General features: G+C 62.4%; 22 protein-coding genes. 18 read left to right on the forward strand and 4 right to left on the reverse strand.

Annotated elements, in window-relative coordinates; genetic code table 11:
• The first annotated feature begins 49 nt into the window (after nucleotides 1-49).
• The 7 genes from PLANPX_RS10860 to PLANPX_RS10890 all read left to right on the forward strand — a co-directional run bounded on the left by PLANPX_RS10860 (nucleotide 50) and on the right by PLANPX_RS10890 (nucleotide 8,494).
• Nucleotides 50-610, forward strand: coding sequence for an RNA polymerase sigma factor (locus tag PLANPX_RS10860; RefSeq protein WP_172991982.1), 561 nt, complete (start codon nucleotides 50-52; stop codon nucleotides 608-610).
• Between the two features lie 8 nt (nucleotides 611-618).
• Nucleotides 619-1,383, forward strand: a complete 765-nt coding sequence (locus tag PLANPX_RS10865) for a hypothetical protein (RefSeq protein WP_152098756.1) — start codon at nucleotides 619-621, stop codon at nucleotides 1,381-1,383.
• 166 nt (nucleotides 1,384-1,549) lie between these two features.
• Nucleotides 1,550-3,040, forward strand: a complete 1,491-nt coding sequence (locus PLANPX_RS10870; RefSeq protein WP_152098757.1) for a PQQ-dependent sugar dehydrogenase — start codon at nucleotides 1,550-1,552, stop codon at nucleotides 3,038-3,040.
• Nucleotides 3,041-3,268: 228 nt separating this feature from the next.
• Nucleotides 3,269-3,499, forward strand: coding sequence for a hypothetical protein (locus PLANPX_RS10875; RefSeq protein WP_152098758.1), 231 nt, complete (start codon nucleotides 3,269-3,271; stop codon nucleotides 3,497-3,499).
• A 458-nt stretch (nucleotides 3,500-3,957) separates the two neighbouring features.
• Nucleotides 3,958-5,019, forward strand: a complete 1,062-nt coding sequence (locus PLANPX_RS10880; protein ID WP_152098759.1) for an Ldh family oxidoreductase — start codon at nucleotides 3,958-3,960, stop codon at nucleotides 5,017-5,019.
• A 43-nt stretch (nucleotides 5,020-5,062) separates the two neighbouring features.
• On the forward strand, nucleotides 5,063-7,177 hold the full coding sequence (locus PLANPX_RS10885; protein WP_152098760.1) for an alpha-galactosidase: 2,115 nt from the start codon (nucleotides 5,063-5,065) through the stop codon (nucleotides 7,175-7,177).
• A 207-nt stretch (nucleotides 7,178-7,384) separates the two neighbouring features.
• Complete coding sequence (locus tag PLANPX_RS10890; protein WP_152098761.1) at nucleotides 7,385-8,494, forward strand: alpha/beta hydrolase; 1,110 nt, start codon at nucleotides 7,385-7,387, stop codon at nucleotides 8,492-8,494.
• Between the two features lie 25 nt (nucleotides 8,495-8,519).
• On the opposite strand, the gene PLANPX_RS10895 is transcribed toward PLANPX_RS10890, so the two are convergent.
• Nucleotides 8,520-9,569 carry an isoaspartyl peptidase/L-asparaginase family protein gene (locus PLANPX_RS10895; RefSeq protein WP_172991983.1) on the reverse strand — a complete coding sequence of 350 codons (1,050 nt, stop codon included), beginning with the start codon at nucleotides 9,567-9,569 and terminating at the stop codon, nucleotides 8,520-8,522.
• Between the two features lie 92 nt (nucleotides 9,570-9,661).
• Between PLANPX_RS10895 and PLANPX_RS10900 the strand changes: the two genes are divergently transcribed.
• From PLANPX_RS10900 to PLANPX_RS10940, 9 genes are all read left to right on the forward strand, one after another.
• Entirely contained in the window at nucleotides 9,662-11,182 is a 1,521-nt protein-coding gene (locus PLANPX_RS10900; protein WP_198421876.1) for a N,N-dimethylformamidase beta subunit family domain-containing protein, read from the forward strand.
• Between the two features lie 570 nt (nucleotides 11,183-11,752).
• Nucleotides 11,753-13,435, forward strand: a complete 1,683-nt coding sequence (gene groL / locus PLANPX_RS10905) for a chaperonin GroEL (protein WP_152101847.1) — start codon at nucleotides 11,753-11,755, stop codon at nucleotides 13,433-13,435.
• Nucleotides 13,436-13,593: 158 nt separating this feature from the next.
• Nucleotides 13,594-13,893: a co-chaperone GroES gene (gene groES / locus PLANPX_RS10910; protein WP_152098763.1), complete on the forward strand. Its 300-nt coding sequence runs from the start codon at nucleotides 13,594-13,596 to the stop codon at nucleotides 13,891-13,893.
• Between the two features lie 118 nt (nucleotides 13,894-14,011).
• Nucleotides 14,012-15,616 (forward strand): chaperonin GroEL, encoded by a 1,605-nt coding sequence (gene groL / locus PLANPX_RS10915; protein ID WP_198421907.1) that lies wholly within the window; start codon nucleotides 14,012-14,014, stop codon nucleotides 15,614-15,616.
• A gap of 248 nt (nucleotides 15,617-15,864) precedes the next feature.
• Entirely contained in the window at nucleotides 15,865-17,007 is a 1,143-nt protein-coding gene (dnaJ, locus tag PLANPX_RS10920) for a molecular chaperone DnaJ (RefSeq protein WP_152098765.1), read from the forward strand.
• A gap of 19 nt (nucleotides 17,008-17,026) precedes the next feature.
• Nucleotides 17,027-17,617: a nucleotide exchange factor GrpE gene (gene grpE / locus PLANPX_RS10925; protein WP_152098766.1), complete on the forward strand. Its 591-nt coding sequence runs from the start codon at nucleotides 17,027-17,029 to the stop codon at nucleotides 17,615-17,617.
• A gap of 142 nt (nucleotides 17,618-17,759) precedes the next feature.
• On the forward strand, nucleotides 17,760-18,113 hold the full coding sequence (locus PLANPX_RS10930; RefSeq protein WP_152098767.1) for an FmdB family zinc ribbon protein: 354 nt from the start codon (nucleotides 17,760-17,762) through the stop codon (nucleotides 18,111-18,113).
• Nucleotides 18,114-18,220: 107 nt separating this feature from the next.
• The gene (locus tag PLANPX_RS10935) at nucleotides 18,221-18,388 is read left to right on the forward strand and encodes a DNA gyrase inhibitor YacG (RefSeq protein ID WP_152098768.1); all 168 of its coding nucleotides are present in this window, start codon (nucleotides 18,221-18,223) and stop codon (nucleotides 18,386-18,388) included.
• Nucleotides 18,389-18,519: 131 nt separating this feature from the next.
• The gene (locus tag PLANPX_RS10940) at nucleotides 18,520-19,755 is read left to right on the forward strand and encodes a hypothetical protein (RefSeq protein WP_152098769.1); all 1,236 of its coding nucleotides are present in this window, start codon (nucleotides 18,520-18,522) and stop codon (nucleotides 19,753-19,755) included.
• Between the two features lie 95 nt (nucleotides 19,756-19,850).
• On the opposite strand, the gene PLANPX_RS10945 is transcribed toward PLANPX_RS10940, so the two are convergent.
• Nucleotides 19,851-20,168: a DNA-binding response regulator gene (locus tag PLANPX_RS10945; RefSeq protein WP_172991984.1), complete on the reverse strand. Its 318-nt coding sequence runs from the start codon at nucleotides 20,166-20,168 to the stop codon at nucleotides 19,851-19,853.
• Between the two features lie 96 nt (nucleotides 20,169-20,264).
• Nucleotides 20,265-20,612: a P-II family nitrogen regulator gene (locus PLANPX_RS10950; RefSeq protein WP_152098771.1), complete on the reverse strand. Its 348-nt coding sequence runs from the start codon at nucleotides 20,610-20,612 to the stop codon at nucleotides 20,265-20,267.
• Nucleotides 20,613-20,709: 97 nt separating this feature from the next.
• Between PLANPX_RS10950 and PLANPX_RS10955 the strand changes: the two genes are divergently transcribed.
• Entirely contained in the window at nucleotides 20,710-21,750 is a 1,041-nt protein-coding gene (locus tag PLANPX_RS10955; protein WP_152098772.1) for a phosphotransferase, read from the forward strand.
• Between the two features lie 184 nt (nucleotides 21,751-21,934).
• Nucleotides 21,935-23,809 (forward strand): protein-disulfide reductase DsbD family protein, encoded by a 1,875-nt coding sequence (locus PLANPX_RS10960; protein WP_152098773.1) that lies wholly within the window; start codon nucleotides 21,935-21,937, stop codon nucleotides 23,807-23,809.
• A 193-nt stretch (nucleotides 23,810-24,002) separates the two neighbouring features.
• Here PLANPX_RS10960 and purM read toward each other — a convergent pair whose 3' ends face one another.
• Nucleotides 24,003-25,064 carry a phosphoribosylformylglycinamidine cyclo-ligase gene (gene purM, locus PLANPX_RS10965; RefSeq protein WP_152098774.1) on the reverse strand — a complete coding sequence of 354 codons (1,062 nt, stop codon included), beginning with the start codon at nucleotides 25,062-25,064 and terminating at the stop codon, nucleotides 24,003-24,005.
• Nucleotides 25,065-25,366 lie beyond the last annotated feature (302 nt).

Below are 25,366 nucleotides of genomic sequence, written 5' to 3' on the forward strand. Positions count from 1 at the left end.
GACCCTACCGAACGACGCCACAGCAGAAATATCCGGCGGGGTTCCCGATATGACGGACCCCGTTATTTTTGCTGCGCACTTCCAGGATGCGTATCGTCGACTGACGCTTGTTGCGGCAGGCGTCACGGGAGAACGCCAGGCTGCTGAAGACATCGTGCAAGAAGCCGCGATCGTCGCGTTCGAAAAGGTTGAACAATTCCAACCAGGCTCCAAGTTTTCTGCATGGATGGCGGAAATCGTGCGACGCTGCGCCTTGAACTATCGGCGAAAAGTTCAGCATCGGCGAACGTACGCCGCCGATCCGGCGATCATCGCGGAAGTGCAAGGCGACGCTACCGTCGACAAGCGATCGCCGATTGCCCGCAACGGCGGCGAGTTGGTTCCCGATCAGACCGCTTTCGACGACGAAGTTTCCAGCGCCTTGCAAACTCTCAGCGTCGAGGCTCGCTCTTGTTTGATGCTGCGAGTCATTGAGAATTTAACGTATGCAGAGATCTCGGAACTGCTCGGCATCCCGGAAGGCACGGCCATGAGCCACGTCCACCGGAGTAAGTCGGCGCTCAGAAAACATCTCTCCGAATCGCCTAAGATGACGCGCCAGCAGCGCTAGTTTTTGCTATGCCCCAAGATCAAGAACAACCCGACGACGAATTGCTCGAGAAGTTTCTCGACAATTTGACGAACGATGACGAGCGCGAGTCGTTCACGGCGGCGTTGCGCACTGATCCGGGGCGTCGGGCGGAAGTTGAGCTTCAGCGCCGCATCGATGATTCGCTTCAACGAATGTTCACGATCAACGTGCCCCAGAGCAGAATTCCCACTATTGCTCCGCCGGCTGATGAGGAATTCGTCGAGCGCCCCGCGGTGAAACCTTCCAAGCAAAGACGGAACGTCATCATTGCGGCTCTAGCAGCGTCGTTGCTGGTCGCTTCTGCGCTGACGTTTCTGTGGCAGAACGCCCAGCATGGCGGCCCCGACGTCGCGGCGCGGCCGCTGGTCGACATCTACCGGAACGCAGTGTCGAGTGGTTTTGAGCCGACGTATGAATGTCACGAGCCCGAGCGATTTGCCGCGACGTTCGAGCGTCGGCAAGGCGAGCCGCTGCGATTGCTCGAACTGCCCGCGAACATGCGCATGCTCGGACTGGCGTACACGGGCGGCCTGAGTCGCAACGCCACCGCGATGCTGGCGTACGTCGACGATGCGCCGGTGATGGTTTTCGTCGATCGCTTGGAAAATGACGTCAAGCAAGCAGCCCCAGCGGCGGGCGATCTACACATTTTCCGCGATGAGCGAGATGGTCTAGTTTTCTACGAGGTCACGCCCTTGCAGTCGCCGCTCGTGACGCCATTTCTCGCGAAAACCATGCAAGACTCCCCCTAGTCGCCTTGCAAGTCGCTTGGTTGGTTCTGGAGCGTCAGTCTTCGATCAAGCTGCGGGGCTAGAAGCTCTTCTCTTCGAGCGTGCAAGATTTTTCACGCGTCGACACATTCTGAAGTACGACACCCGCGTAGTTTTTTCGCCGGACTCATCAAAGAAGGGGGCTGCCATGCGCCAGAACAGTGCATGCTTTGCGTTAATCGGGTCGATTGTTGCTCTTCTGCTGCGAAGCGAGGGGGCGGCTCAGCCTTACACAACCCCGATTGCGAAGGGAGCGATCTCCGTACGGCTGGAGCCAGTCGCCACTGGAATGGCGGCCCCGGACTACGCGATTAGTCCGCCGGATGATGCTTCAAGACTATTTGTCGTCGAACAGCGTGGTCTGCTGCGAATCATTCAGAACGGCGCGCTACTGCCTGGCGCCGCGCTCGACGTCAGCGGCAGAGTGAGTCCGCCATTCGTTGCCGGCAACGCGAACGACGAGCGAGGTCTGTTGGGGCTGGCGTTTCATCCTGGTTTCAACGACAGCGCCAGCGTCGGCTACCACACGCTCTACACGTATGGGAGCGAACCGATCCCAGCTGGAACGGCTCCTACGTTCGTCGCGCCGAACAACGCGGCGCAGGCCTACAAGAACGTCGTCAATGAATGGAAGATCAGCGCGGCGGACCCCAACGTCATTGATCCAGCGTCTCGCCGCGAAGTCGTCTCCTTCGGCAAGAACGCCGGCAATCACAACGGCGGCACGCTCGCTTTTGGGCCCGACGGGTACATGTACATCGGACTCGGTGACGGCGGAAACGCCAACGACACGGGCACCAGCCACATCGAACCGGGGGGGAACTCGCAGAACCTCTCGACGCCGCTCGGCAAAATGCTGCGCATCGATCCAGTGAACCCCGCGCTGACTTCGACCAGCGTCGACGCCGTCAGCGGCAACGCCCAATATCGCTTGCCAGCGACGAATCCGTTTCAAGGGGCGAATCAGCTGCGCGAGATTTACGCCTACGGATTTCGCAACCCCTATCGCTTCGCCTTCGACACAGCGAACGGCGAGTTGATCTTGGCCGACGTCGGGCAGAACAACATCGAAGAAATCAATCGCGTGACGCTCGGCGGGAACTATGGCTGGGCTGTGAAGGAAGGGACGTTTTTGTTCAATCGCTCGAACGGAACCATCGGCGCGCCTCCGGGAAATAACAGTCCCGGCTCGCCCGCTGGCATGATCGATCCGATCCAGGGAACGCTTGGAACCCTGCAATACGATCATGGCGACGGCATCTCGATCACCGGCGGATTCGTTTATCGAGGCTCAGCTATTCCCCAACTCGTCGGCAAATACGTTTTCGGCGACCTCGCGTTACGCGGCACGCCCGTTCGCGCCGACGGCCGGCTGTTCTACGCCGATTTGACGACGGGCGTGATCAACGAGTTCCGCATTCCACAGTTCGCCAATGACCAGCTGCCCAACGGCCTGACGGTTCATGGATTTGGCGAAGACGGCGCAGGCGAACTCTACGCGCTTGTTACGAACACTCCCGCCAATGGGGCTGGTGGCATCGTCTACAAGTTCGCAGCTGTGCCAGAGCCTGCTGCATTGCTACTTGCCTGCTGGGCGGGACTTGCGGCAACGCTTGCACGAGGCCAGCGGCGACTTTGACGATGAACATTCGCCGCGCAGCAAATGATGATGGCGAGAACCAAGGCTTCGGCAGCAACTTGCCTCAAATGTGCCTCGACCCGTTGACGCGATTTTCCGACCCAGTTTGTCAACAGTTTAAGTTCGTCGAACTCACTTGATTGCGAAAGGGACTTGCGTCAACGATGTAGCGAGTCAAGATAGTGCAATCCCCCCTTACACTTTCCATGACTCTCCCGGCCGGCCAATATGGAATATATCGTTCTGGCCTTTGGCCTGATTAGCTTCTTTGTTCACGTCGGGTTGGCCATCGCGGTGCTTGCAGACGCGAAGAAGATCGGAACCGATCGGCAGTCCATGGAGATTGGGCCGATGCTGTGGGGCTGGGCGACGCTCATCGGCGGAATCGTCGCTGTGGGCATCTACTGGTTCATCTACCATTCGAATTTGCGGTCTGATCGCAACGAACCTCCGCGGTGATCATACCGCTCCGCGGTCACTGCTCTATTAGCGATCCACGCCAAACGCTTTGATAGCGTGTTCTCGCTCCCGCTTTCGGTCGGAGTCGTCGCCCTCTTGATCAGTGCGAGCGGCTGAATTATCATACAATTCACCGTGGTCGCGACGGCAGGCATTTCGAGGTTTATCTCGGGCCATCTTCGTGGTTTTTTCAGCTCTGCTCGGCGTGCGGCCCCGGCTTGTCATCTCATTTGCCGTACACGGATCGGAATTGGTTCCTCTCAGCTTGCCATCCGTTCGACGGCGCTGCGCACGACTACGCGTAGCAACCCTCGTCAAGAAGGCCGTTGCAGTCGACCAACATCGAAGGCATTCGCGATGCGATGAGTTTGGGGCGCCAATCCGCAGGCGATTTCATCGACCAAGCCACTTCGACGAGATTATTCAGTCACGTGTAAACGGATGAATGGTACGCAACGATGCCGCTTGTAGACGCCGCCGCCGCCGAGTCGTACATCGGTTCCCTTTTCGAACGATTGGGAACGCCCGAGCGCAGCGCGCAGCTCGTAGCCAATCATCTTGTGGAGTCCAGCCTGCTAGGCCATGACTCGCATGGCATCATGCGCACCGTCCAGTACTGCGCTGCCATCGAGCGGGGCGACTTGATCACGGACGCGCAGTTGGAAATCGTTCGCGAATCCGCAGCTGGCGCCGTCCTCGATGGACGATGGGCTTTTGGGCAGGTTGCCGCGGCCGAAGCGATGCAGCTCGCCATGAGCAAAGCCGCTAAGTGCGGCGTCGGCACGGTAACGTTGCGCAACTGCAATCACACCGGTCGCCTGGGCGCCTACACGGCGACGGCTGCCAATGCCGGCATGGTCGCCATGATGATGGTGAACGCGGGCGGGGGGTATCAGTCCGTCGTACCCTTCGGCGGTCGCGAGCGGCGACTCGCCACCAATCCGTTGTCACTGGCTGCTCCGTCTGGCGGCGAATTTCCGCTCGTGCTCGATATTGCGACCAGCATGGCGCCCGAGGGGAAAATCCGCGTCTACAAGCAACGCAATGCCGCGCTGCCGAGCGGTTGGATTGTCGACGCCAATGGCGAGCCGTCGACAAATCCAAATGATCTCTACGCCGATCCGCCCGGCGCCATCCTGCCTTTCGGCGGAGAAGTCGGGCACAAAGGGTATGGACTGGCGTTCATGGTCGACGTTCTCGCCGGCGCGCTGACAGAAGCTGGTTGCTGTCGAGCAGGCGAGATCGTCGCACGCGACGGTTCGTTGCTCATAGCGATCGACGTGAGGCATTTCTCAAGCGAAGACATTTTCAGCGGCCATGTCAGGGGCTTGATCGCGCACATCAAATCCTGTCCTCCCGCTCCGGGATACGACGAGGTCTTCGTACCAGGAGAGATGGAGTATCGCACGGCGCAACTTCGTCGTAAGGAAGGGATTCACGTCGAAGAAGAGGCGTGGAACGGAATCGAAGCGATTGGCGATCGGCTAGGCGCGACTCGCATTTCGTATCTTCGCAATTGAGCCCGAGTTTCCGCGATTTAGATTTGCATTTCGAGGGTTTTCTATGACTTACCAAGCCTTGCTGCACAGGCAATACGCCAACTTTGCCTTCCGATGTCTCGCGATGGCGTTTATTGCCATGCACGGCTTCGTCGCCTCTCCACTTATGCACGCTGCCGTTCCAGCAGCTGCGCCTACTCAGGAGGAAATCGCGGCCAAAGATGCGTGGGGCAAAGCGAACTTGCTAGACGCCGAGGCGCAGCCGCCTTTTTCGCTCATGTTCGGCTCGGATAGTCGTTCCGATTTTTTCCGCACGTGGCCTCGCGAGACGAGCACGCGGAAAATCGACGCCGATCGCACCGAGCACACGTTCACCTGGCGGGACGCGGCGTCTGGGCTCGAACTACGGTGCGTCGCCGTCGACTACGCAGACTACCCAGTGGTTGAGTGGACGGTCTATCTCAAGAACACCGGCGACAAGCGCACGCCGCTACTGAAAAACATTGAAGGGCTCGACATCGTCGTCAATCGCAACGCCGATGGCGAGTTCACGCTACACGGCATTAAGGGCGACTTCTGCGCCGCCGACAGTTACGAGCCATTCTCGCTGCCGATGCCCGCAGGATTCGAGAAGAAATTCGGCACGCCGATATGGTCCGGCAAATCTTGCGACGGCCCCGATGGTTGGCCGTACCATAATTTACAAATGCCCGGCGGCGGAATGATCTTCGCCATTGGTTGGCCTGGCGCATGGCACAGCAACTTTACCCGCGTCGGCGAGCAAGGCTTGCACGTGGCCGCTGGCCAACAACATACGCACCTGGTCCTGGAGCCAGGCGAAGAGATTCGCACGCCCCTGATCGCCGTTTTGTTTTACCAAGGCGACGACATCATCCGCTCCCAGAATCTGTGGCGCCGGTGGAATCGAGCGCACGTGATCCCGCAGGTGGATGGGAAGCCGCTCGGCCCGCTGTCGCAGGTGCAAGTCGACGGCGTCGACAAAACGTATGTTCAAAGCTTGCTCGACGCCGGCGCCCACATCGATCTTTGCTGGCGTGACGCTGGCGCCGGCGGCCCGAACACCTGGTATCCGAGCGACAAAGGGCCACACCTGCCGAAGCCGGGGGAGCCGAACAACCAATGGCTGAACACCGGCACGTGGGAAATCGATCGCAGAAGGTACCCCGACGGTTTTCGCCCCTTCAGCGATTGGTGTCGCGAGCAAGGGATGCAATTCATCATGTGGTTCGAACCGGAACGCGCCGGCTCGCCCGAAACATTCCTCGGCAGCAAGACCGAGTGGCTGTTGCCGCAAACCCCGTCGACCGTGGGCAGCATCGTCAACTTGGGAAATCCTGAATGTCTTGCTTGGCTGATCGATCACATCGACGGGATGATCGAATCACAAGGGCTCGATTGGTATCGCGAAGACATGAACGGCGACGGTCCCTTCACCGCGTGGCGCGCGGCAGACGCGGGAGATCGGCAGGGGATGACCGAAAATCTCTACATCCAGGGCCATCTTAAGTTTTGGGATACGCTCGTGGAGCGCAATCCTGGTTTGCGGATAGATTCCTGCGCATCCGGCGGCCGCAGGAACGATCTTGAAACGATGCGCCGCGCCGTGCCATTCGTGCGCAGCGATTTCCAGTTCCCCGACATTCAAGAGAACGTGTTCGACGCGAATCAATGCCAGACTTACGGCCTGTCGAGCTGGCTGCCGTTCAATGGTTCAGGGGTCTACCGCTACTCGCCATATGAAATGCGCAGCTTCTACCTCCCGTTGTTTGGCACGGGATGCTTAAAGTCTGACGACTTCAAGGCGCAGGCGGAAGCCTACAAAGAGTGCGCTCGCGTTGCTCCCTCCATGTTATTCGGCGACTACTACCCGCTGACGCCTTACAGCTTGGCGAAGGACGTTTGGATCGCGTGGCAGTTCGACCGTCCGGAGCTAGGGGAGGGGGCGATTCAAGCATTTCGACGTGCGGGTGCGGAGGAGGGGACCATTCGATTGAAGCTGCGCGGACTCGATCCGAACGCATCCTACGAAGTGACCGATTTCGACCATGGCGACAGCACGCATCTCGGCCAGAAGCTGATGGACGAAGGCTTGGAGGTGGCCCTTGAGCCAGAAGGATCTGCGGTGTTCACGTACAAGGTGAAAGCCGCGGAAAATTGAACGGGCGTAGAACTGCAGGCCAGACGTTCGCGCTTCGGTACCGGCAATCGGCGTCACGACCTGCCACTGAGAAGCCGTCTCCGCTTCGTTTGTGAGCGAGACGGCGAGTTCGGTCCGCGCTTTGTTCTGCTGGCGAGGCTTGTGTACCATGTGAGCGACGAACGCGCTACTCCGACATCGACGCCAAGCTCAACGCAGTGAGAAAGCATGCGAAGCCTGCTCCTGATCGCCATCTTGTCTGCTCTCGTTTCCGCTCCATCAGTTCACGCCGCGCGACCGAAGCCCCCCGTGCGAGATCCGCAGGAGGATGGTTTCGTCGCAGCCGTCGAACTTCCGGACGGCGAGCTGCCGCCGAAAGACGCCGTCGGCAATTTTGTCCTCGGCCCGAAGCACCCGGTGGCGCCGGAGATGCTCGATCCGCCCGGCGGGCTGCGGGGTAGGGTGGTCGAGTTCACGATGAAGTCGGCTGACAGCAAGATCTATCCTGGCGTCGCGCGCGATGCCGGCACGTCAGGCAAGGTTGATCCGGCCGACCCGGCAAAGCTGATCGTCACAACCAGCCGGCCGGCGCCATACGAGCGTCGCGTCGCCGTCTACATTCCGAAGGACTATGTGGCGGGGACGAAGGCGCCGTTTATCGTCGGCGCCGACGGGCCCGACAACGGCCTGTTCACGGCGCTCGACAATCTCATCGCTGAGAGACGGGTGCCTCCGCTCGTGGCGATCTCCATCGGCAACGGCGGCGGCGACGCGCAAGGGAGCCAGCGCGGACTCGAATACGACACCGTGTCGGGCCTCTATGCCGAGTTTGTCGAAAAGGAAGTTTTGCCGCGCGTGGAGAAAGAATGCGGCGTCATGCTCACCGACGACCCCAACGGCCGCGCGACGACCGGCTGCAGTTCGGGCGCCTCGTGCGCGTTTACGATGGCGTGGTTCCGCCCCGACCTGTACCGCCGCGTTCTCAGCTACTCGGGCACTTACGTTAATCAGCAGTGGCCGTCGAACCCCGAGACGCCGCACGGGGCTTGGGAGTACCACGAACGCTTGATTCCCAGCAGCCCGCCGAAGCCGCTCAAGATCTGGCTCGAGGTAAGTGATCAGGATAACTTTAACCCGAATCGCATGCGCGACGGCATGCACGACTGGGTGCTGGCCAACGAGCGGATGGCCCATGTATTGGCCGAGAAGGGGTACCAGTACCAGTTCGTCTTCGCGAAGAACGCCGGCCACTGCGACGGCGCGGTGAAGCGACAGACATTGCCGTACGCACTCGAGTGGCTGTGGAGCGACTACAAGCCGGCCGAAGCGAAGCCGTAGGGCCGCGCCTGCAATAGCTTGTCGCTCAACGAGCGTTTGATGCGTCGCCGCTCTTCTCGGGCTCGATCGCCACCTCAAACCGCCCCGACGAATCAGCCATCCCGCGCGGCATCGCTGCCGTGTTGAACTCCGCAACCAAATCGCCTGCGTGATCGACGGCGATTAGCCCGGCCGTATCCTTCGGCAAGCGGTCGCGGACTTGCACAATCGCCGCGTCGGCCAGCGAAACGTCCGCGTAACGCATCCGCGCCGCGACGTCGTAACACACGGCGTTGCGGATGAACAGCTCGCCGACGCCGGTGCCGGAGATCGCGCACGTTTTGTTATCAGCGTACGTGCCGGCGCCGATGATCGGCGAATCGCCGATGCGTCCATACTTTTTCATCGCCAATCCGCCGGTCGACGTGGCGGCGGCGAGATTTCCATGCGTGTCGAGCGCGACGCAGCCGACGGTGCCGTAGTGATCGGGGGCCGCGAGTTGCGAGGTCTTGGGCTTCGCTTCGCCGTCGCGCGCTTCAGCCTCGGCTTTTGCTTTCGCCTTTTCGTATTCCGCCCGCGTGCGATCAGTCCAAAAATAATCGGGCGAAACGATCTCGGCGCCAACCTCGCGCGCAAACTTCTCTGCACCGTCGCCGGCGAGCAGCACATGCTTCGTATCGGTCATCACGCGACGTGCCAGCGAGATCGGATTCTTCACCGTCGACACCCCGGCGACGGCGCCGGCCGTGTGGTCGGCGCCATTCATGATCGAGGCGTCGAGTTGATGCTGCCCCGTCGCCGTGTAAGTGACGCCATGGCCAGCATTGAAATAGGGCGAATCTTCCAGCACGCGCACCGACTGCTCGACGGCGTCGAGACTGCTGCCACCTTTGGCAAGGATATCGCGACCGACAGTGAGCGACTTCTCGAGCGCCTGCTCAATTCCTTTGCGAGCCTCAGGCGTCAGATCGGCCCAACCGCCCGCGCCGCCGTGAATCGCGATGGCGTACTTTGCCGGCTCCGCCGCCACGGCCGGCGATGCGGCGATCAGTCCAACGGCAAAATGACAAATTGCGAACGCGGCGAGACGATTCACGGCATTACCTTCTTGGGCGTGAGGAATTCCGGGCGCTGCTGCAGCATAATGGCCGCGACTCCAACTTGCCACCAATTGCGAACGGAGAAGCGATGCGGCGCCTCGGCTACGTTTTACTAGTGCTCGTCATCGGAATCGATCGGCATCGTGCGAGCGGCGCCGACGAATCTGCGCACGCAGCGAATCCAATCGTTGCCGAGAACGCGCAGGAGGGATCGCTCGACTGGCAGCTCACTCGCGTCCGCGTCGACGATCGCGGTTTTCGTTCGCCATGGATTGAGGGCTACTGCTCGCGGCAAAGCGTGAAAGCGGGCGAGTCCATCGACATCATGGTCTCTACGAACCCGCCGCAGCGATTCGAAATCGAAATCTTCCGCATGGGCTACTACGGCGGCCGCGGCGCGCGACTCATGACGAAGCTTGGCCCCTTCGACGGCGTAACGCAGCCTGATCCGCCCAAAGGTGAAAAGAACCTCCACGAATGCCGCTGGCCCGCAGCCACAAAGCTGACAATCCCCACTGATTGGCTCAGCGGCGTCTATCTAGGCCGACTGACGACGCTGCCCGAAGATAAGGACAAACCTTACTGGCAGAGCTACGTCATCTTCATCGTCACCGACGATCGCCCGGCCGACATTTTGTTTCAATGCTCCGACAACACTTGGCAAGCCTACAACCGCTGGCCAAATGATTTCTCGGTCTACACGCATCCGCAGGGAGGGCAGGGCCCTTGGGCCGACGTTAGCTTCGATCGTCCCTACGCCCGCGAAGCTCAGCACAACGAGATCGTCAACGACCCGCTCACCGTCGGTGCCGGCGAGTTTCTGCCCTTCGAGTTTCCACTCGCCTATTGGTTGGAAGAGCAGGGGTACGACGTCGCCTATTGTTCGAACAGCGACATGCTCACGCCCGATCGCGGCCTCAAGTGCCGAGCGTTCATCAGCGTCGGCCATGACGAGTATTGGGACATCCGCCAGTTCCGCAGCGTCGAGGTGCTGCGCGACGCCGGCGTCGACTTGCTCTTCCTCTCGGGCAACGCCGTCTGTTGGGTGACGCCGTATCGAGCGAGCGTCGACGGCCGCGAGAATCGCATCATGTTCCGCGGCGGGCCGTACGGCGCCGACAACGACTATGCCGAGCAGCGCCAGCGCGAGCATGGTCCGTTCCCCGAACGCGGTCCCGACGAAGGGCTCCTCATCGGGGCCCGCAACATCGAACCGGTCAACGGTGGCGGCGATTGGATCGTCACCCAGCCCGAACATTGGATGTTCAACGGCACGGGCCTCCAGGCGGGCGACCTAATCCCCGGCCTCATCGGCTGGGAGTACCACGGCGCCCCGGCCGACATCCCGGGATTAGAAGTTGTCGCCGCGGGCACGGCTTGGGTCGGCGGCGACGAACCGCAACAGTGGACCGCGACGATCTATCCGGGCCCGAAGCAAAATTTCGTCTTCAACGCCGCCACGATCTTCTGGTCGCAAGGCCTCAGCACGCCGCCCGGGCACACGCTCCCGTGGTCGCACTGGTCGCGCCCTCACGGCCCTGACCGGCGAGTCCAGCGGATCACCAAAAACCTGCTCGACCGAGCTCTCGCTCCGCCGACAACAGAATAAGTGAGTCCGGTCGGGTGCCACTGGCGTGCCGCCAGTGCTGAAGTACCTCAACGGCATGGCTACTGAACGACTTGCAAGCAGCCTGAAGAGTGGGGCTGTCGGCTCACCTCATAACTGAAGGTGATCCGTGTCCCCGCTTCTCACTGGCAAGATGCCAGTGGCACCCCCGCTCATCTGTATAGAGAGCCCCAACCCCACTCGCGGCCTGCCAAATTGGCGGAACCCGCCCGCGGCAAGAAATCGCCTCCCCAACCCTCGCCCTGCCAATTTCCCCCACGAAACACCGGCGTTTCGGGCCCCGAACCAGCAGTTTTTCCCCGTTGGCACGCCCATTGCCTTAATTGGCCCTCACACCACGGTCTGCCTGCCATTTCCGGCAGAACGCCCGCCTCGACGCCTCAAAATGCGGCCCGAGCGGCTATCGCAAACCCCTTAAGCCGTTTAGATTTAGCGATTCGCCGCAGTCCGCTCCAGGCAACCATACACACCTCGAATCACCGTCCGGCCGGCCCATCGCGGCCCCGGACTGATCGCATCAGTCTTTTAGGAGGATTTCACGTGCCCAAGCAGATGGTCTTTGAAGACGACGCACGCAAGCCCCTCGCGGCCGGCGTCGAGAAGCTGGCCCGAGCCGTCCGCAGCACGCTCGGCCCGCGCGGCCGCAATGCGGTGCTCGACAAGGGATGGGGTTCGCCCAAGGTGACCAAGGACGGCGTCACCGTCGCCGAGGACATCGAGCTGGAAGACGCCTACGAAAACCTGGGCGCCCAACTCGTTAAGGAAGCCGCCAGCAAGACCAACGACGTTGCGGGCGACGGCACCACCACCGCCACCGTGCTGGCCGAAGGGATCTTCCGCGAAGGTTTGAAGATGCTCGCCGCCGGCGCCGATGCGATGGCCCTGAGCCGCGGCATCCAAAAGGCCGTCACGGCCGTCACCGAAGCGATCCAAAAGGCCGCCGAGCCGCTCGACGTCAAGGACAAGAAGTCGCTGCAGCAGATCGCCACGATCGCCGGCAATAACGATCCGACGATCGGCGCCGTGCTGGCCGATGCCTTTGCGAAGGTCGGCAAAGACGGCGTCATCACCGTCGAAGAGGGCCGCGGCAACGAGACGACCGTCGAGGTCGTCGAGGGCATGCAGTTCGACCGCGGTTACCTGTCGCCTCACTTCGTCACGAACGAAGACGACCAAACCGCCGATCTCGACAACTGCCTGGTGCTGGTCTTCGAAGAGAAGATTTCGAGCGCCAAGAGCCTCGTGCCGGTTCTTGAAGCCGTCTCGAAGGCGGGCCGTCCGCTGATGATCATCGCCGAAGACGTCGAAGGCGAAGCCCTCGCGACGCTCGTGGTGAACAAGCTTCGCGGCATCGTCCAGGTTGTCGCCGTGAAGGCCCCCGGCTACGGCGATCGCCGCAAGGCGATGCTCGGCGACATCGCCGCGCTCACCGGAGCCACGGCGATCTTCAAGGACCTCGGCATCAAGCTCGACGGCGTCCAGCTGTCGGACCTCGGCAAGTGCCGCAAGGTGATCATCTCCAGCGACAACACGACGATGGTCGGCGGCGGCGGCAAGAAGGAAGCGATCAGCGGCCGTGCCGAGCAGATCCGTCGCGAAATCGAAACGACCGACAGCGACTACGATCGCGAGAAGCTGCAAGAGCGTCTGGCGAAGCTCGCCGGCGGCGTGGCCGAAATCAAAGTCGGCGCCGCGACCGAAACCGAAATGAAGGAACGCAAGGACCTGCTCGTCGACGCGAAGTCGGCCACGCAGGCCGCGCTGGCCGAGGGCGTCGTCCCCGGCGGCGGCGTTGCCTTGCTGCGTGCGGAGAAGGCTCTCGACAAGCTCGGCCTCGAAGGCGATCTGAAGCTTGGCGCCGACATCATCCGCAAGGTGCTCGATTACCCGCTGCGGGCCATCGCTGAGAACGCCGGCGTCGACGGCGCCGTCGTCGTCAACCGCGTTCGCCAGCTCAAGGGCAAGACCGAAGGCTACAACGCCGACAAGGACGAGTACGGCGACATGATTGCCGCCGGCGTCATCGACCCGGCAAAGGTCGTTCGCACGGCTCTGCAGAACGCCGCGAGCGTCGCCGCGCTCTTGCTCACCACCGACGCGCTGATCACCGACCTTCCGAAGAAGGAAGAAGACGGGGGCGGCGGCCACGACCACCACGACCACGGCATGGGTGGAATGGGCGGCATGGGTGGCATGGGCATGGGCGGCATGGGTGGAATGGGCGGCATGATGTAAGAAGCGAGGAAGTGGTCAGCCGTCAGCTCTCAGCCAATAAAGGCTAGTGAATTATCTGACTTGAATGGCTGACTGCTGATCGCTGAAAGCTGACCGCTAAGCCGTTCCACACAAACTCGATCAACACCTCAAATAAACATAATCAAGGAACCGTTTTCATGGCCAAAATCAAGCTTCGTCCGCTCGACGATCGCGTTGTCGTTCAACCCCTCGAGGCCGAGGAAGTCACCGCCGGCGGCATCGTGCTGCCAGGCGCCGCCCAAGAGAAGCCGCAACGCGGCAAGGTCGTCGCCGTCGGCGTCGGCAAGCTCCTCGATAGCGGCAAGCGCGGCGAACTGTCGGTCACCGTCGGCGACGAAGTCATCTTCGGCAAGTACGGCGGTTCGGAAGTCGAAGTTAACGGCGAGGAATACAAGATCCTCCGCGAGAGCGACATTTTGGCCAAAGTCGTCGGCTAGTAAGCCGCGTCCGCGCATCGGACTGGTCGCTTAAGCGACCAGTCCAGCCCCGACGAAGACTTTCCATTCAAAACAAATTCACTCCTGAATCAGGAACCTTACAGTGCCAAAGCAACTCATGTTCGACGACGCAGCCCGGGCGAAGCTGCTCCGCGGCGTCGACAAGCTGGCCGACGCGGTGGCCGTCACCATGGGCCCCACCGGCCGCAACGTCATCATCAACAAGTCCTTCGGCGGTCCCACCGTCACGAAGGACGGCGTCACCGTCAGCAAGGAAATCGAGCTCGAAGACCCCTTCGAAAACATGGGCGCTAAGCTCGTGCACGAAGTGGCCGACAAGACCTCCTCGCTTGCCGGCGACGGCACCACCACCGCCACCGTGCTCGCTCGCGCCATCCTCCGCGAAGGCGCCCGCAACATTGTGGCCGGCAGCAACCCGATGGCCGTCCAACGCGGCATTCGCAAGGGCGTCGAAGCCGCCGTCGCGAAGCTCGACGAAATGAGCAAGAAGGTCTCCAGCAAGGAGCAAATCGCTCAAGTCGGCGCCATCAGCGCGAACAACGATCGCGTCATCGGCGACCTGCTCGCCGACGCGATGGAGAAGGTCGGCAAGGACGGCGTCATCACCGTCGAAGAAGGCAAGTCGACTGAAACGACCCTCGAGTTCGTCGAAGGCATGCAGTTCGATAAGGGCTACCTGTCGCCCTACTTCATCAACCAAACCGCCGACATGGCGTGCGTCCTCAACGACGCCTACATCCTGATCCACGAAAAGAAGATCAGCAACCTCCGCGAGTTGGTGCCGATCCTCGAGCAGGCCAGCCAAAAGGCGAAGCCGATTCTGATCATCGCCGAAGACGTCGAAGGTGAAGCCCTCGCCGCTTTGGTGGTGAACAAGCTCCGCGGCATCCTCAACATCTGCGCCGTGAAGGCCCCTGGCTTCGGCGATCGTCGCAAGGCGATGCTCGGCGACATTGCAGCCCTCACTGGCGGCACGCTGATTAGCGAAGACCTCGGCATCAAGCTCGAGAGCGTCACGCTCGAACAGCTCGGCCGTGCGAAGAAGATCACCGTCACCAAGGACAACAGCACGATTGTCCAAGGCGGCGGCTCGAACGCCGACGTCAAGAAGCGGATCGATCAACTGCGTAAGGGCATCGAAGGGACCACCAGCGATTACGATCGCGAAAAGCTCCAAGAGCGGCTCGCGAAGCTCACTGGCGGCGTGGCCATCGTTTCGGTCGGCGCCAACAGCGAAGCCGAAATGAAGCAAAAGAAGGCCCGCGTCGAAGACGCCCTCCACGCCACCCGTGCGGCGGTCGAGGAAGGCATTCTTCCCGGCGGCGGCGTCGCCCTCATCCGCTGCAAGGAAGCGGTCGAGGCGGCTCGCAGCGGCGCCAAGGGTGACGAGAAGATCGGCGTCAATATCGTCGCCGGCGTCCTCAGCGCCCCGCTGAAGCAAATCGCCGACAACTGCGGTCTCGACGGCAGCGTCGTCGCCGACGAAGTCAGCCGCAAGTCGAACAGCATCGGCTACGACGCCAACAACGGCGAATACGTCGACATGTTCAAGGCGGGCGTCATCGACCCGACCAAGGTGGTGAAGACCGCCCTTTCGAACGCCGCGAGCATTGCCGGCCTGATCCTCACGACCGAAGCCCTGGTGACGAACCTTGACGGGAAGGACCAGGACAAGCGTGCGGTATCGGGCAGCGTCCGGTAACGCGTCAGCCGTATAATTAGGAAAGTTCGCAAGCCGGGCCACTCGATTGGCGATCAAACGAGTGGCCCGGTTGCGTGTCACAGCATGAGAAGAGGGTTCAGGAGTTGGGGTTCGGGGTTCAGTTGAGGGAGTCAGTGGTCCGTGGTCTGTTGCTGAAAAGGCATGAGCCCAACGTCTTTAGCAACTGACGACTGACAACGGGCCACTGACAGATCAACCAATCTCGTCGCCCCTACGGACAGCTTCGAATGGCAACCAAACGCTGTTATTACGAAACGCTCGAAGTCACCCGCACCGCGTCGGGCAGCGAAATCTCTGCGTCCTACCGGAAGTTGGCGGTAAAGTATCACCCCGACAAAAACCCCGGCGACGAAGAAGCGATCGCACGCTTCAAAGAATGCAGCGAAGCCTTCGAAGTTCTCAACGATAGCGACAAGCGGGCTCGTTACGATCGCCACGGCCACGCCGGCGTCAACGGAGGCGGGGCGGGGCAGTTCAACGACGTCGAAGACATCTTCTCGGCGTTCGGCGATATCTTTGGCGACATCTTCGGCGGGCGTCAGCGCGGCGGCGGTCGTCGCGCGCGTCGCGGCCGCGACGTGCGCTGCGAGGTGACGCTCACGCTCAAAGAGGCCGCCGAAGGCGCTCACAAGAAGGTGACGTTCCACCGTCACGAAAGCTGCACAACCTGCGAAGGCTCGGGCGCCGCGGCCGGCAGCAAACGCGAAGTTTGCTCCTACTGCGGCGGTCGCGGCCAGGTGATCCAGCAGATGGGCATCGTCCGCATGCAGACGACTTGCCCGCAGTGCCACGGCGAAGGTTCGGCTGTGTCGAACCCCTGCAAGTCATGCCGCGGCTCCGGTCAAACGGCGAAGAAAGTTGAAGCGGAAGTCGACGTCCCCGCCGGCGTCGACAACGGCATGCAGATTCGCATGACAGGGCAGGGCGAGCCGAGCCTCGAAGGGGGGCCCGCCGGCGATTGCTACTGCGTCGTCACCGTGCTGCCGCATCCGCTGTTCGAACGCGAAGGCCAGCATCTCATTTGCCGCATCCCCATCGCCTACTCGCAGGCGGTGCTGGGCGCGACGCTCGAAGTGCCGACGCTCAGCGGCCCGATGGAACTCAAGGTCCCCGCCGGCACCCAGTCAGGCGAGGTCTTCCGCCTCCGCGGCAAAGGCCTCCCCGATCCCCGCGTTCACGGCCTCGGCGATCTGCACGTGCAGGTGACGATCGAAGTCCCCAAGAAGATCACCGCCGAAGAAAACGAACTCCTCCGCAAGCTCGCGGAGCTGGAACACAAAAACGTCGCCCCCGCGCGCAAAGGCTTCTTCGACAAAGTGAAGGAGTTCTTCGCCCCGGAGGAAGAACATACGGAAGTCGAAGCGTCCTAACGCTCGCTGGAGAGAAACAATGCCAAGCCATCCTTTTCGACAAGATCAGCCGTCGCGCGACGGCGGCGAAGACAACCCGTCCGACGCCCAGCTCGAAGGCGCCACGGCCGACGGTGCGCCGGGCGACAACGCCGGCATCGCCGACGGCATGAACGGCGGCGACCTGCTGGAAGCCGAACTTGCCACCGAACGCGATCGCAACTTGCGGCTCCGCGCGGAGATTGAAAACCTCCGCACCCGCAGCTCGCGCGAACTCTCCGACCAAATCCGCTACGCCGCGCTGCCGATGGCTCGCGACCTGCTGCCGGTGCTCGACAACGTCGACCGCGCCATCGCCGCGGGCGAAAAGGCTGGCGAGAAGGGTCCGCTCGTCGACGGCATCAAAATGGTCCGCCAACAGCTGATCAGCGCTCTGCAGCAGCAGCAGTGCCAAGAGATCAAAGCCCTCGGCGAACCGTTTAACCCGCAGTTCCATGCCGCGATCCTGCAGCAACCCTCAGCCGACGTCCCCGCGAACCACGTGATGATGGTCACCCAAGCCGGCTACCAACTCCACGACCGCGTCGTCCGCCCCGCGCAAGTGATCGTCTCCAGCGGACCAGCCGCCTAGCGGCGTCAGTCGTCAGTGGTCCGTAGTCAGTTGCTAGAAGACGTTGAACCCAAAGTCACCAGCAACTGACGACTGACAACGGACCACTGACATCCCCCAACTGAACCCCGAACCCCGAACCCTGAACCCTCCCGCTTCTCCAATGCCCACCTACGACTACGAATGCGACGCCTGCGGACATGAGTTCGAGTTGTTCCAGGGAATTAACGACGCCGTCCAGCGCAAGTGCCCCAAGTGCGGCAAGCTGAAGCTGCGGCGCCTCTTCGGCACCGGCGCCGCCGTCGTGTTCAAGGGCTCGGGCTTCTACGAGACCGACTACCGCAGCGACTCGTACAAGAAGGCCGCCGAGAAGGACAAGAAGTCGTCGTCTGAGTCTTCAAGCAGTTCCAGCGAGAAGTCGTCAGAGAAGAGTTCGGAGAAATCGTCGTCCTCCGAGAAGTCGTCTTCGAGCAGCAGCGAGACTAAGTCGAAATCGAAGAAGCCGAAGAAGGATTAGAAGAAAATCCACGCTTCATTCTTTCTTCGTGCGTCTTCGTGACCATCGTGTCTTTGTGGTGAGTTCTTTTGATCACTGCTCCAGCGGGTCGTTGACCCACGGCTACTATGCGTTGTCCCACCTGCGAACGCGAATTTCAGCCTGCTGAATCGACGATGCTCCCGTTCTGCAGCGAGCGGTGCCGCACGATCGATCTCGGCCGCTGGTTGGAGGAAGGGTACGCCCTTCCCGAACTGACCGAAGTCGACGACGAAGCTTTCGGCGACGGCGAATAACCCGTCTGCGTTCTTTCTCAGCGACCGCAATTTCGCGGTCGCCGCCAACGACGCGATTGGCCTATAATCCGGCCAACGCCGCGGCCCACGTTCCGCCGCTGCGACCAAGCTCGCCATCAGACGCACGCCTCATGACTCCCTCGCCGCATCAGCTTTCCTCCGTCCGTTGGCCCGCCATCTTTCCGTGGCTCATCCTCGTTCGCGCCGCTCGCGTCTCGCTGATGTTCCGCGTCATCGTCCTCGCGCTCCTCGGCGTCGCGGCAACGCACGGCGGTTGGCGGCTGATTGATTCCATGCTGCAAGGCAGCCAATCATTGGAGTCGTTGGAACGCGCGCCGCAGATCTCGATCCCACTGATGCCCGAAAGGCATGAGCCGCCGACGACGTTCAACGAGCCGATCATCGTGAAATCGGAATTGACGGTGGGAGCCTTCCTCTCCGCCTGGCATTGGCTCGGCCGGCCGTTCGGCTTGCTCGCACTGCGGCCAACGCTGCAAGAGAGCGTCACGCTCGCGCTCGCTGGCGTTTGGAGCGTCGCCGTCTGGGCCCTGTTCGGCGGAGCGATCGCTCGCATCGCTGCCGTTTACCTTACCTACGGCGAGACGCTCGGGCCAATCGCCGCCATCCGCGCAGCGGCCCGCACGTGGCTGGCGGCCGTCGGCGCCATCGGCCTGGTCGCGCTCGCGACGCTCGTCGTTGCGCTGCCGTTGATCGTCGCCGGGGCGCTGCTCCGCTTCGATCTCATGGTCTTGCTCATGGGCATGGCCTGGATCGTCGCACTTCTTTGCGGAGCCGTGGTCGCCATCCTCGCCGTCGGCCTCGCACTCGGCTGGCCGCTCATGTGGGCCACCTCCGCTGTGGAGCGCACCGACGCGTTCGACGCGATCAGCCGCGGCTTCGCCTATCTCTATCAGCGCCCGCTGCAGCTCTTGTTCTACGTCCTCGTCGCCAGCCTGATTGGCGTCCTCGCGCAACTCGCAGTTTCCGCCGCCGTCGTCGCGACGACGACCGCCACCGAGTGGTCCGTCGCCCTCGGCGCCGGCGAGGGCCGCACGAGCGACCTCGGCTTTGATCAGCAGGGCGTTAGCGGCGACGTCGATTCCGTCGGCGAGATCGGCGCCGGCGGCATCCAGTTCTGGACCGGCGTCGTCCAGGGAGCGTCGACTTACTTCCCGCTCGCCTACTTCTGGCCCGCTGTCACGGCAATCTACCTGTTGCTGCGACGCGAAATCGACGGGACCGAGATGACCGAGGTCGTGTTCGACGAAGGCGAATCGTTCCGCGGTCTGAAGCCCCTCACGCCAACCGCCAGCGGCGTCCCGCAGATTGAAGGCTCCGGCAGCGAGCAGGCTACGACGAGCAAATAAAAGCCACCGGCTCCGCCGGTGGACGGATTGAAAGAATCTCTACGAGCGCTAGGTAACTCGACTGGCACGTCGTCCACCGGCAGAGCCGGTGGCTCTTACCGCGCCAGCGCCGCGACGAGCGCATCAAGCCGCCCCTCAAACTGCCCGCGGGTAACGACCTCGTCGCACCCCGCCGCCACGGCCGCCGCGAGCGAATCGCGCTGCACATGCGGCCCGCCGGCCAGAATCTTCGCTGCCGGCGCCGCGGCGCGGAGTTGAGCAACCGCCTCCGCCACATCGAGCGCGGGCAACCGCAAGTCGATCGCAACGAGCGCCACGCCGTCCGCAGCACAGCGCGCCACGGCGTCCGCCGCGCTCCCCGCCACGCCCACGGTCGCCCCATGCCGATCCGCCGCCCCCTGGGCCGCAGACATCAGCATCAAATCAGAACTCAACAACAAAAAATGCATCCCAATCCCCAGTCGCTCGCGGCGTAGCGACTACCGGCGTCGCGAGTCCGAACAATTAAATTAAATCGCTCCCGGCCCGCGCGCTCCGTCGCTCACCTGAATCGCCTCGTCCATCGGCAACACAAACACCTTGCCGTCGCCGATCGTCCCTTCGCCGCCGGTGCGGGCAACTTGTTCTAGGACCTCGATCGTCTTCTCAACAAAATCGTCGTTCACGGCGATCTCAAGCGCCACCTTCCGCAGCAAGTTCGTCTTGTACTCGGCGCCGCGATAAGTTTCGTCCTGGCCGCGTTGTCGGGCAAACCCCATGGCGTCGCCGACGGTGAGCCGCGACACGCCGATCCGCCGCAGCGCTTCTTGCACCGCTTTCAGCTTCGGAGGTTGGATGATTGCGATGATGAGCTTCATAACTGCCGCCGACTGACGAGAAACCGTTCTTTTTGGGTAAGATAGAGCATACCCCGCCGCCCGCGATTCGAGTAGGTCGGCCCACGAGGCCCGCGACATGGAACAACTCGTCAAAGAGCTCGTTGCGACCCTCGGGGCGTGGCTTCCAGCCCCGCACGCGGCGTTGTTTGCTGGGCTCGGCGAGGGAAGCAGTTTTAGCGGCGCCGGGCTCTGGCGGGTCGAGCATCGCGATGCCATCTACGTGCTACGCCGCTGGCCTGCCGCGGCGACGTCGCAGCGCCTCGACGAAATCATTCGCCTGCAGCGTCACCTCGCTGCGGCGAATCTCGCCGTCGCCGCTCCGCTCGCGCTGGCGGACTCGCCTGAGAAATTCGTTCACACGCATTTCGGCGCCAACGCCGAGTTCTGGACGCTCTCGCCGTGGCTTGCGGGCGTCGCCGATTACTGGACCTACCCGCGTGCCGCGAGACTCAAATCGGCGCTCCGCACCCTCGCCGACGTCCACCTCGCGGCATCCAGCCACGCTCCCCCCGACGCGAATGGCGGGCCGCGTACCGCTCGTTCGCCCGCGCTGCAGAAACGAGCGGACCGCCTCGCCGCGCTGCAAGCCGGCGATCTCGCCGAACTAAAATCATACGTCACCCGCGGCCCTGCCAGTCTTACCCGCGAGTTGGCATTCCACGCCCTCGCGCACAGCGAACGCGCCCTCCCGCGACTTAGTCACGAATCGCACCGCTGGCGCGAAGAGTCGCTCCCGCTGCAGTGGGTGCTCCGCGACGTCTGGCACGACCACCTCCTCTTCACTGAGGACCGCGTCACCGGCGTCCTCGACTTCGGCGCCGTTGCCGTCGATTCCCCTGCCGGCGACGTGGCACGCTTGCTCGGCAGTCTCGTTGGCGACGACGAAGCGGCATGGCAGCTCGGTCTCGACGCCTACGCCAGTCGCCGCCAGTTAGCGCCCGACGAACTCGCCGCCGCACGGTTCTTCGACGCCAGCGGCACGCTCCTCTCGGCGATGAATTGGGTCCACTGGCTCTACCGCGATAGCAGCTCGCTGGGCCCGAATGTCGACCTCCCCGCGGCACACCGCCGCTTGGAACGGCTCGTCTCGCGGCTCCGTTCGCTCGCCTCCGTCTAAAAACCGCCAGAAAAAGTGTCGCTTTTCTCGGCAAACCGCACGCCGCTGACGCTCGGCGCCGCAAACCCCGGTCGCCGATCGCCGTTGACCCGGTTTTCGCCCCAACCGTAAAATCTTCTCATCGGCAGAGGCGGCGGGGATTCCGCGCGCGATGCTGGCATCTCCCGGTTAGGAATTCGACGGAATGACTCTTTCACGATATCGCGGGGCCTCCGCCCGGTTGGCGGCGTTCCTCTGTCTTCTCGTCGCCGTGCAGACGGCGGCCGCGCAAGAGTTCAATTTCGGCAAGTTCGACAACAAGCTCGGCGGCGGCCTGGGCGGCTTCGGGCAGAACGACCAGAAGGTCACCGTCTCGGCCGAGTTCACCGAGCCGACCGAAACGGCCCCGGCGATGCTGTTCGTCACGGCGAAGATCGTCCCCGGCCTCCACCTCTACGCCGCCGACCAAGGCGCCCTCGCCGACGGCGACGGCCCGAGCCCGACGCGCATCAAGCTGCAAGACGGCGAGCCGGTGAAGCTGCTCGGCAAGTTCCAACACATCGAGCAACCGAAGACGCACGTCGACGGCATCATCTGGAAGGGCCTCGAAATCCGTGAGCACTACGACCAAGTGACGTGGTACGCACCGGTCGAGCTCCCCGCCGGCTTCAACGCCGCAACCGCGGCGATCAGCGGCGCCCTCGACGGCCAGGCGTGCGACGAAAAATCATGCACGCCGATCGACGTCGCCTTCACGGCCAAGCTCGGCAAAGGTTTCGACATCCCCACGACGCAAGCCGCCACGCCGCCAAGCCCCGCGTCAACCCTCTCGCTCTGGACCGTCGCCGGCTACGGCATCATCGGCGGGTTGATTCTCAACCTGATGCCGTGCGTGCTGCCGGTCATCGGCCTGAAGGTACTGTCGTTCGCAGAGCAGGGGGGCCGCAGCCGCGCTCGCGTCCTCGGCTTGAATCTTGCTTACTCAGCCGGCCTGCTCTCGGTCTTCATGATTCTGGCGACGCTCGCCGTCGGCGTGCAGCTTGGCGTGAGCCGCGAGAATTTTGGCTGGGGCGAACTCTACACGCTCACTTGGTTCAAAGTCGGCATGACGGCCCTCGTCTTCTCGATGGCTCTCAGCTTCATGGGCATCTGGGAAATCCCGATTCCCGGCTTCGCCGCCTCGAGCACCGCGTCGAAGTTGTCGGCAGAGGAAGGTCCGCTTGGCGCTTTCTGCATGGGCATCTTCACGACGCTACTGGCGACGCCCTGCAGCGGGCCGTTCCTCGGCCCGGTCTTCGGCTACACGATCAGCCAGCCCGCCGCCGTCACGTTCCTGGTCTTCGGCTCGGTGGGCGTCGGCATGTCGTTGCCCTACCTGCTGATCGGCATGTTCCCGTCGCTGGTCAGCTGGCTGCCCAAGCCCGGCCCATGGATGGAAACGCTTAAGCACCTGCTCGGCTTCGTGCTGCTCGGCACGGTCGTCTACCTCTTCTCGACGATCAACGAAGACTACTTCCTGGCGACGCTGGCGATGCTGTTCGGCATTTGGTTCGCCTGCTGGTTGATTGGCCGCGTGCCGATCTACGCCGAGTCCGGCGAAAAAATCCGCGGCTGGGTAACCGGCGCCGCGATCGCCGCGCTCATCGGCTACGGCTCGTTCCAATTACTGACGCCGAGCGAGTCGATGCTCCCCTGGCAGCCTTATTCCCCGGAAGCGCTCGCGATGGCCCGCGCCCAGGGCAAGACGGTGATGGTCGACTTCACCGCCGACTGGTGCCCCACCTGCAAGACGAACCTCAAGTTCTCCATCAATCGCCAAGAGGTGAAGGACGTCGTCGAAGAGAACGACGTCGTGACTTTGCTGGCCGACTGGAGCGACAAGAACGACACGATCAAGCAAGCGGTGATGGAACTCAACAGCCGCAGCATTCCGCTGCTGGCGATCTACCCATCCGATTCGAGCCGCGAAGTGATGGTGCTGCGAGACGTGATCACGCAGTCGCAAGTCCTCGAAGCCCTCGCCGAAGCGGGCCCGTCGCTCGACCCCAAAACCGCCGCCGTGACGAGCGAAAAGAAGTAACGTTGCTACAGTAGCCGCGGGTCAACGACCCGCCGGAGCGTTGAGGAAAAAGGCTAACCACCAAGACACCAAGGGCACAAAGACGCACTAAGCAAGCGAAGGAAGAAGATATTCCGAAGCGTAGGCTCCGGCTCACTCTTCCTTCGTGATTCTTAGTGCCCGTCGTGCCTTCGTGGTAAAAGCGAACTTGTTTCTACGCCCAACGCGCCTCGCCCTTGCCCTCAACAATCCGCCCAATCCGCCAGCTCTCAAACCCCAGCCCGTTGAGCTGTTGCTGAATGCTCTCGGCGTAGTAGTCGCTCACCACCAGCGTCAGCCCGACGCCCATGTTGAAGACGTGGAACATCTCGGCCTCTTCGACGTCGCCCAGCTTCTGCAGCCACGGGAACACCGGCGCGATCGGCCAGCTGTCGCGGAAGATCTCCGCATCGACGTGATTGGGCAGCACCCGCGACAGATTCTCGTGTAGCCCGCCGCCCGTGATGTGGGCCACCGCGTGGACGACGCTTTTTACCTTGTAGTGATTGAGCACGTCGCGGACCGGGCGCGTGTAGAGCCGCGTCGGTGTCAGCAACACGTCACCGACCGTTTTGTCGCTGAAGTCGACCTTGTCGTTCACTTTCAGTCCGGCGTGATCAAGCACGATCTTGCGTACGAGGCTGTAGCCGTTCGAGTGGATGCCGCTCGACGCGATGCCGATCACCGCGTCGCCCGGCGTCACGTTCTGCCCGGTGAGCATCCGCGACTGCTCGACGATACCGACGCAGAATCCGGCGAGGTCGTAGTCGCCCGGCTGGTAGAGATCAGGCATGATCGCCGTCTCGCCGCCGACGAGGGCCGCGTCGCAGTCGAGGCACCCTTGGCTGATGCCGCTGACGATCTGCTCGAGCAGCCCTGGATCGTCCGCCGCCATCGCCACATAGTCGAGGAAGAAGAGCGGTTCCGCTCCGCAGCAGATCGCGTCGTTGACGCACATCGCCACGAGGTCGATGCCGACCGTGTCGTGCCGGCCGAGCAATTGGGCGACCTTCAGCTTCGTGCCGACGCCATCGGTGCAGGAGACCAGCACTGGCTCATTATAGTTCCGCGCGAACAGGCCGCCGGCAAAATCGAGCTTGAACAGCCCCGCGAACCCATTGGCCCACGGCAACACCCGCGGGCAGTGCGTCCGCCGCATCAACCGCGGGAGCCGCGACATCGACTCCTCGTAGGTGGCCAGATCGACGCCCGAATCTTTGTAAGTCAGTTTTGCCATTGAACTTGCTTGCGTGAAGATGGCTGCAAGGGAGCGATTTTAAGGGCCCAGCCGCCGACCGTCGAGGGTCGGAGTAGTGGGAGGGAGAGGGGGAAATGACGAATTCCCGAATGACGAATGACGAATGAGGATCGCTTGAGTCCTCCATTCGTCATTCGGATTTCGTCATGCGTCATTCATTTCTGGGGCCCAAGCGATTCAATCCCCGCCCCTGCCAACAGCCCCCGGGGCTGGCATCTCGCCCCCGCCCGGGTACGATTGTGCAGGTCCTATCGGTGAGCGGGCGACGGCGGCCGGCGCAA

This window comes from Lacipirellula parvula, from assembly GCF_009177095.1.
GTDB lineage: Bacteria > Planctomycetota > Planctomycetia > Pirellulales > Lacipirellulaceae > Lacipirellula > Lacipirellula parvula.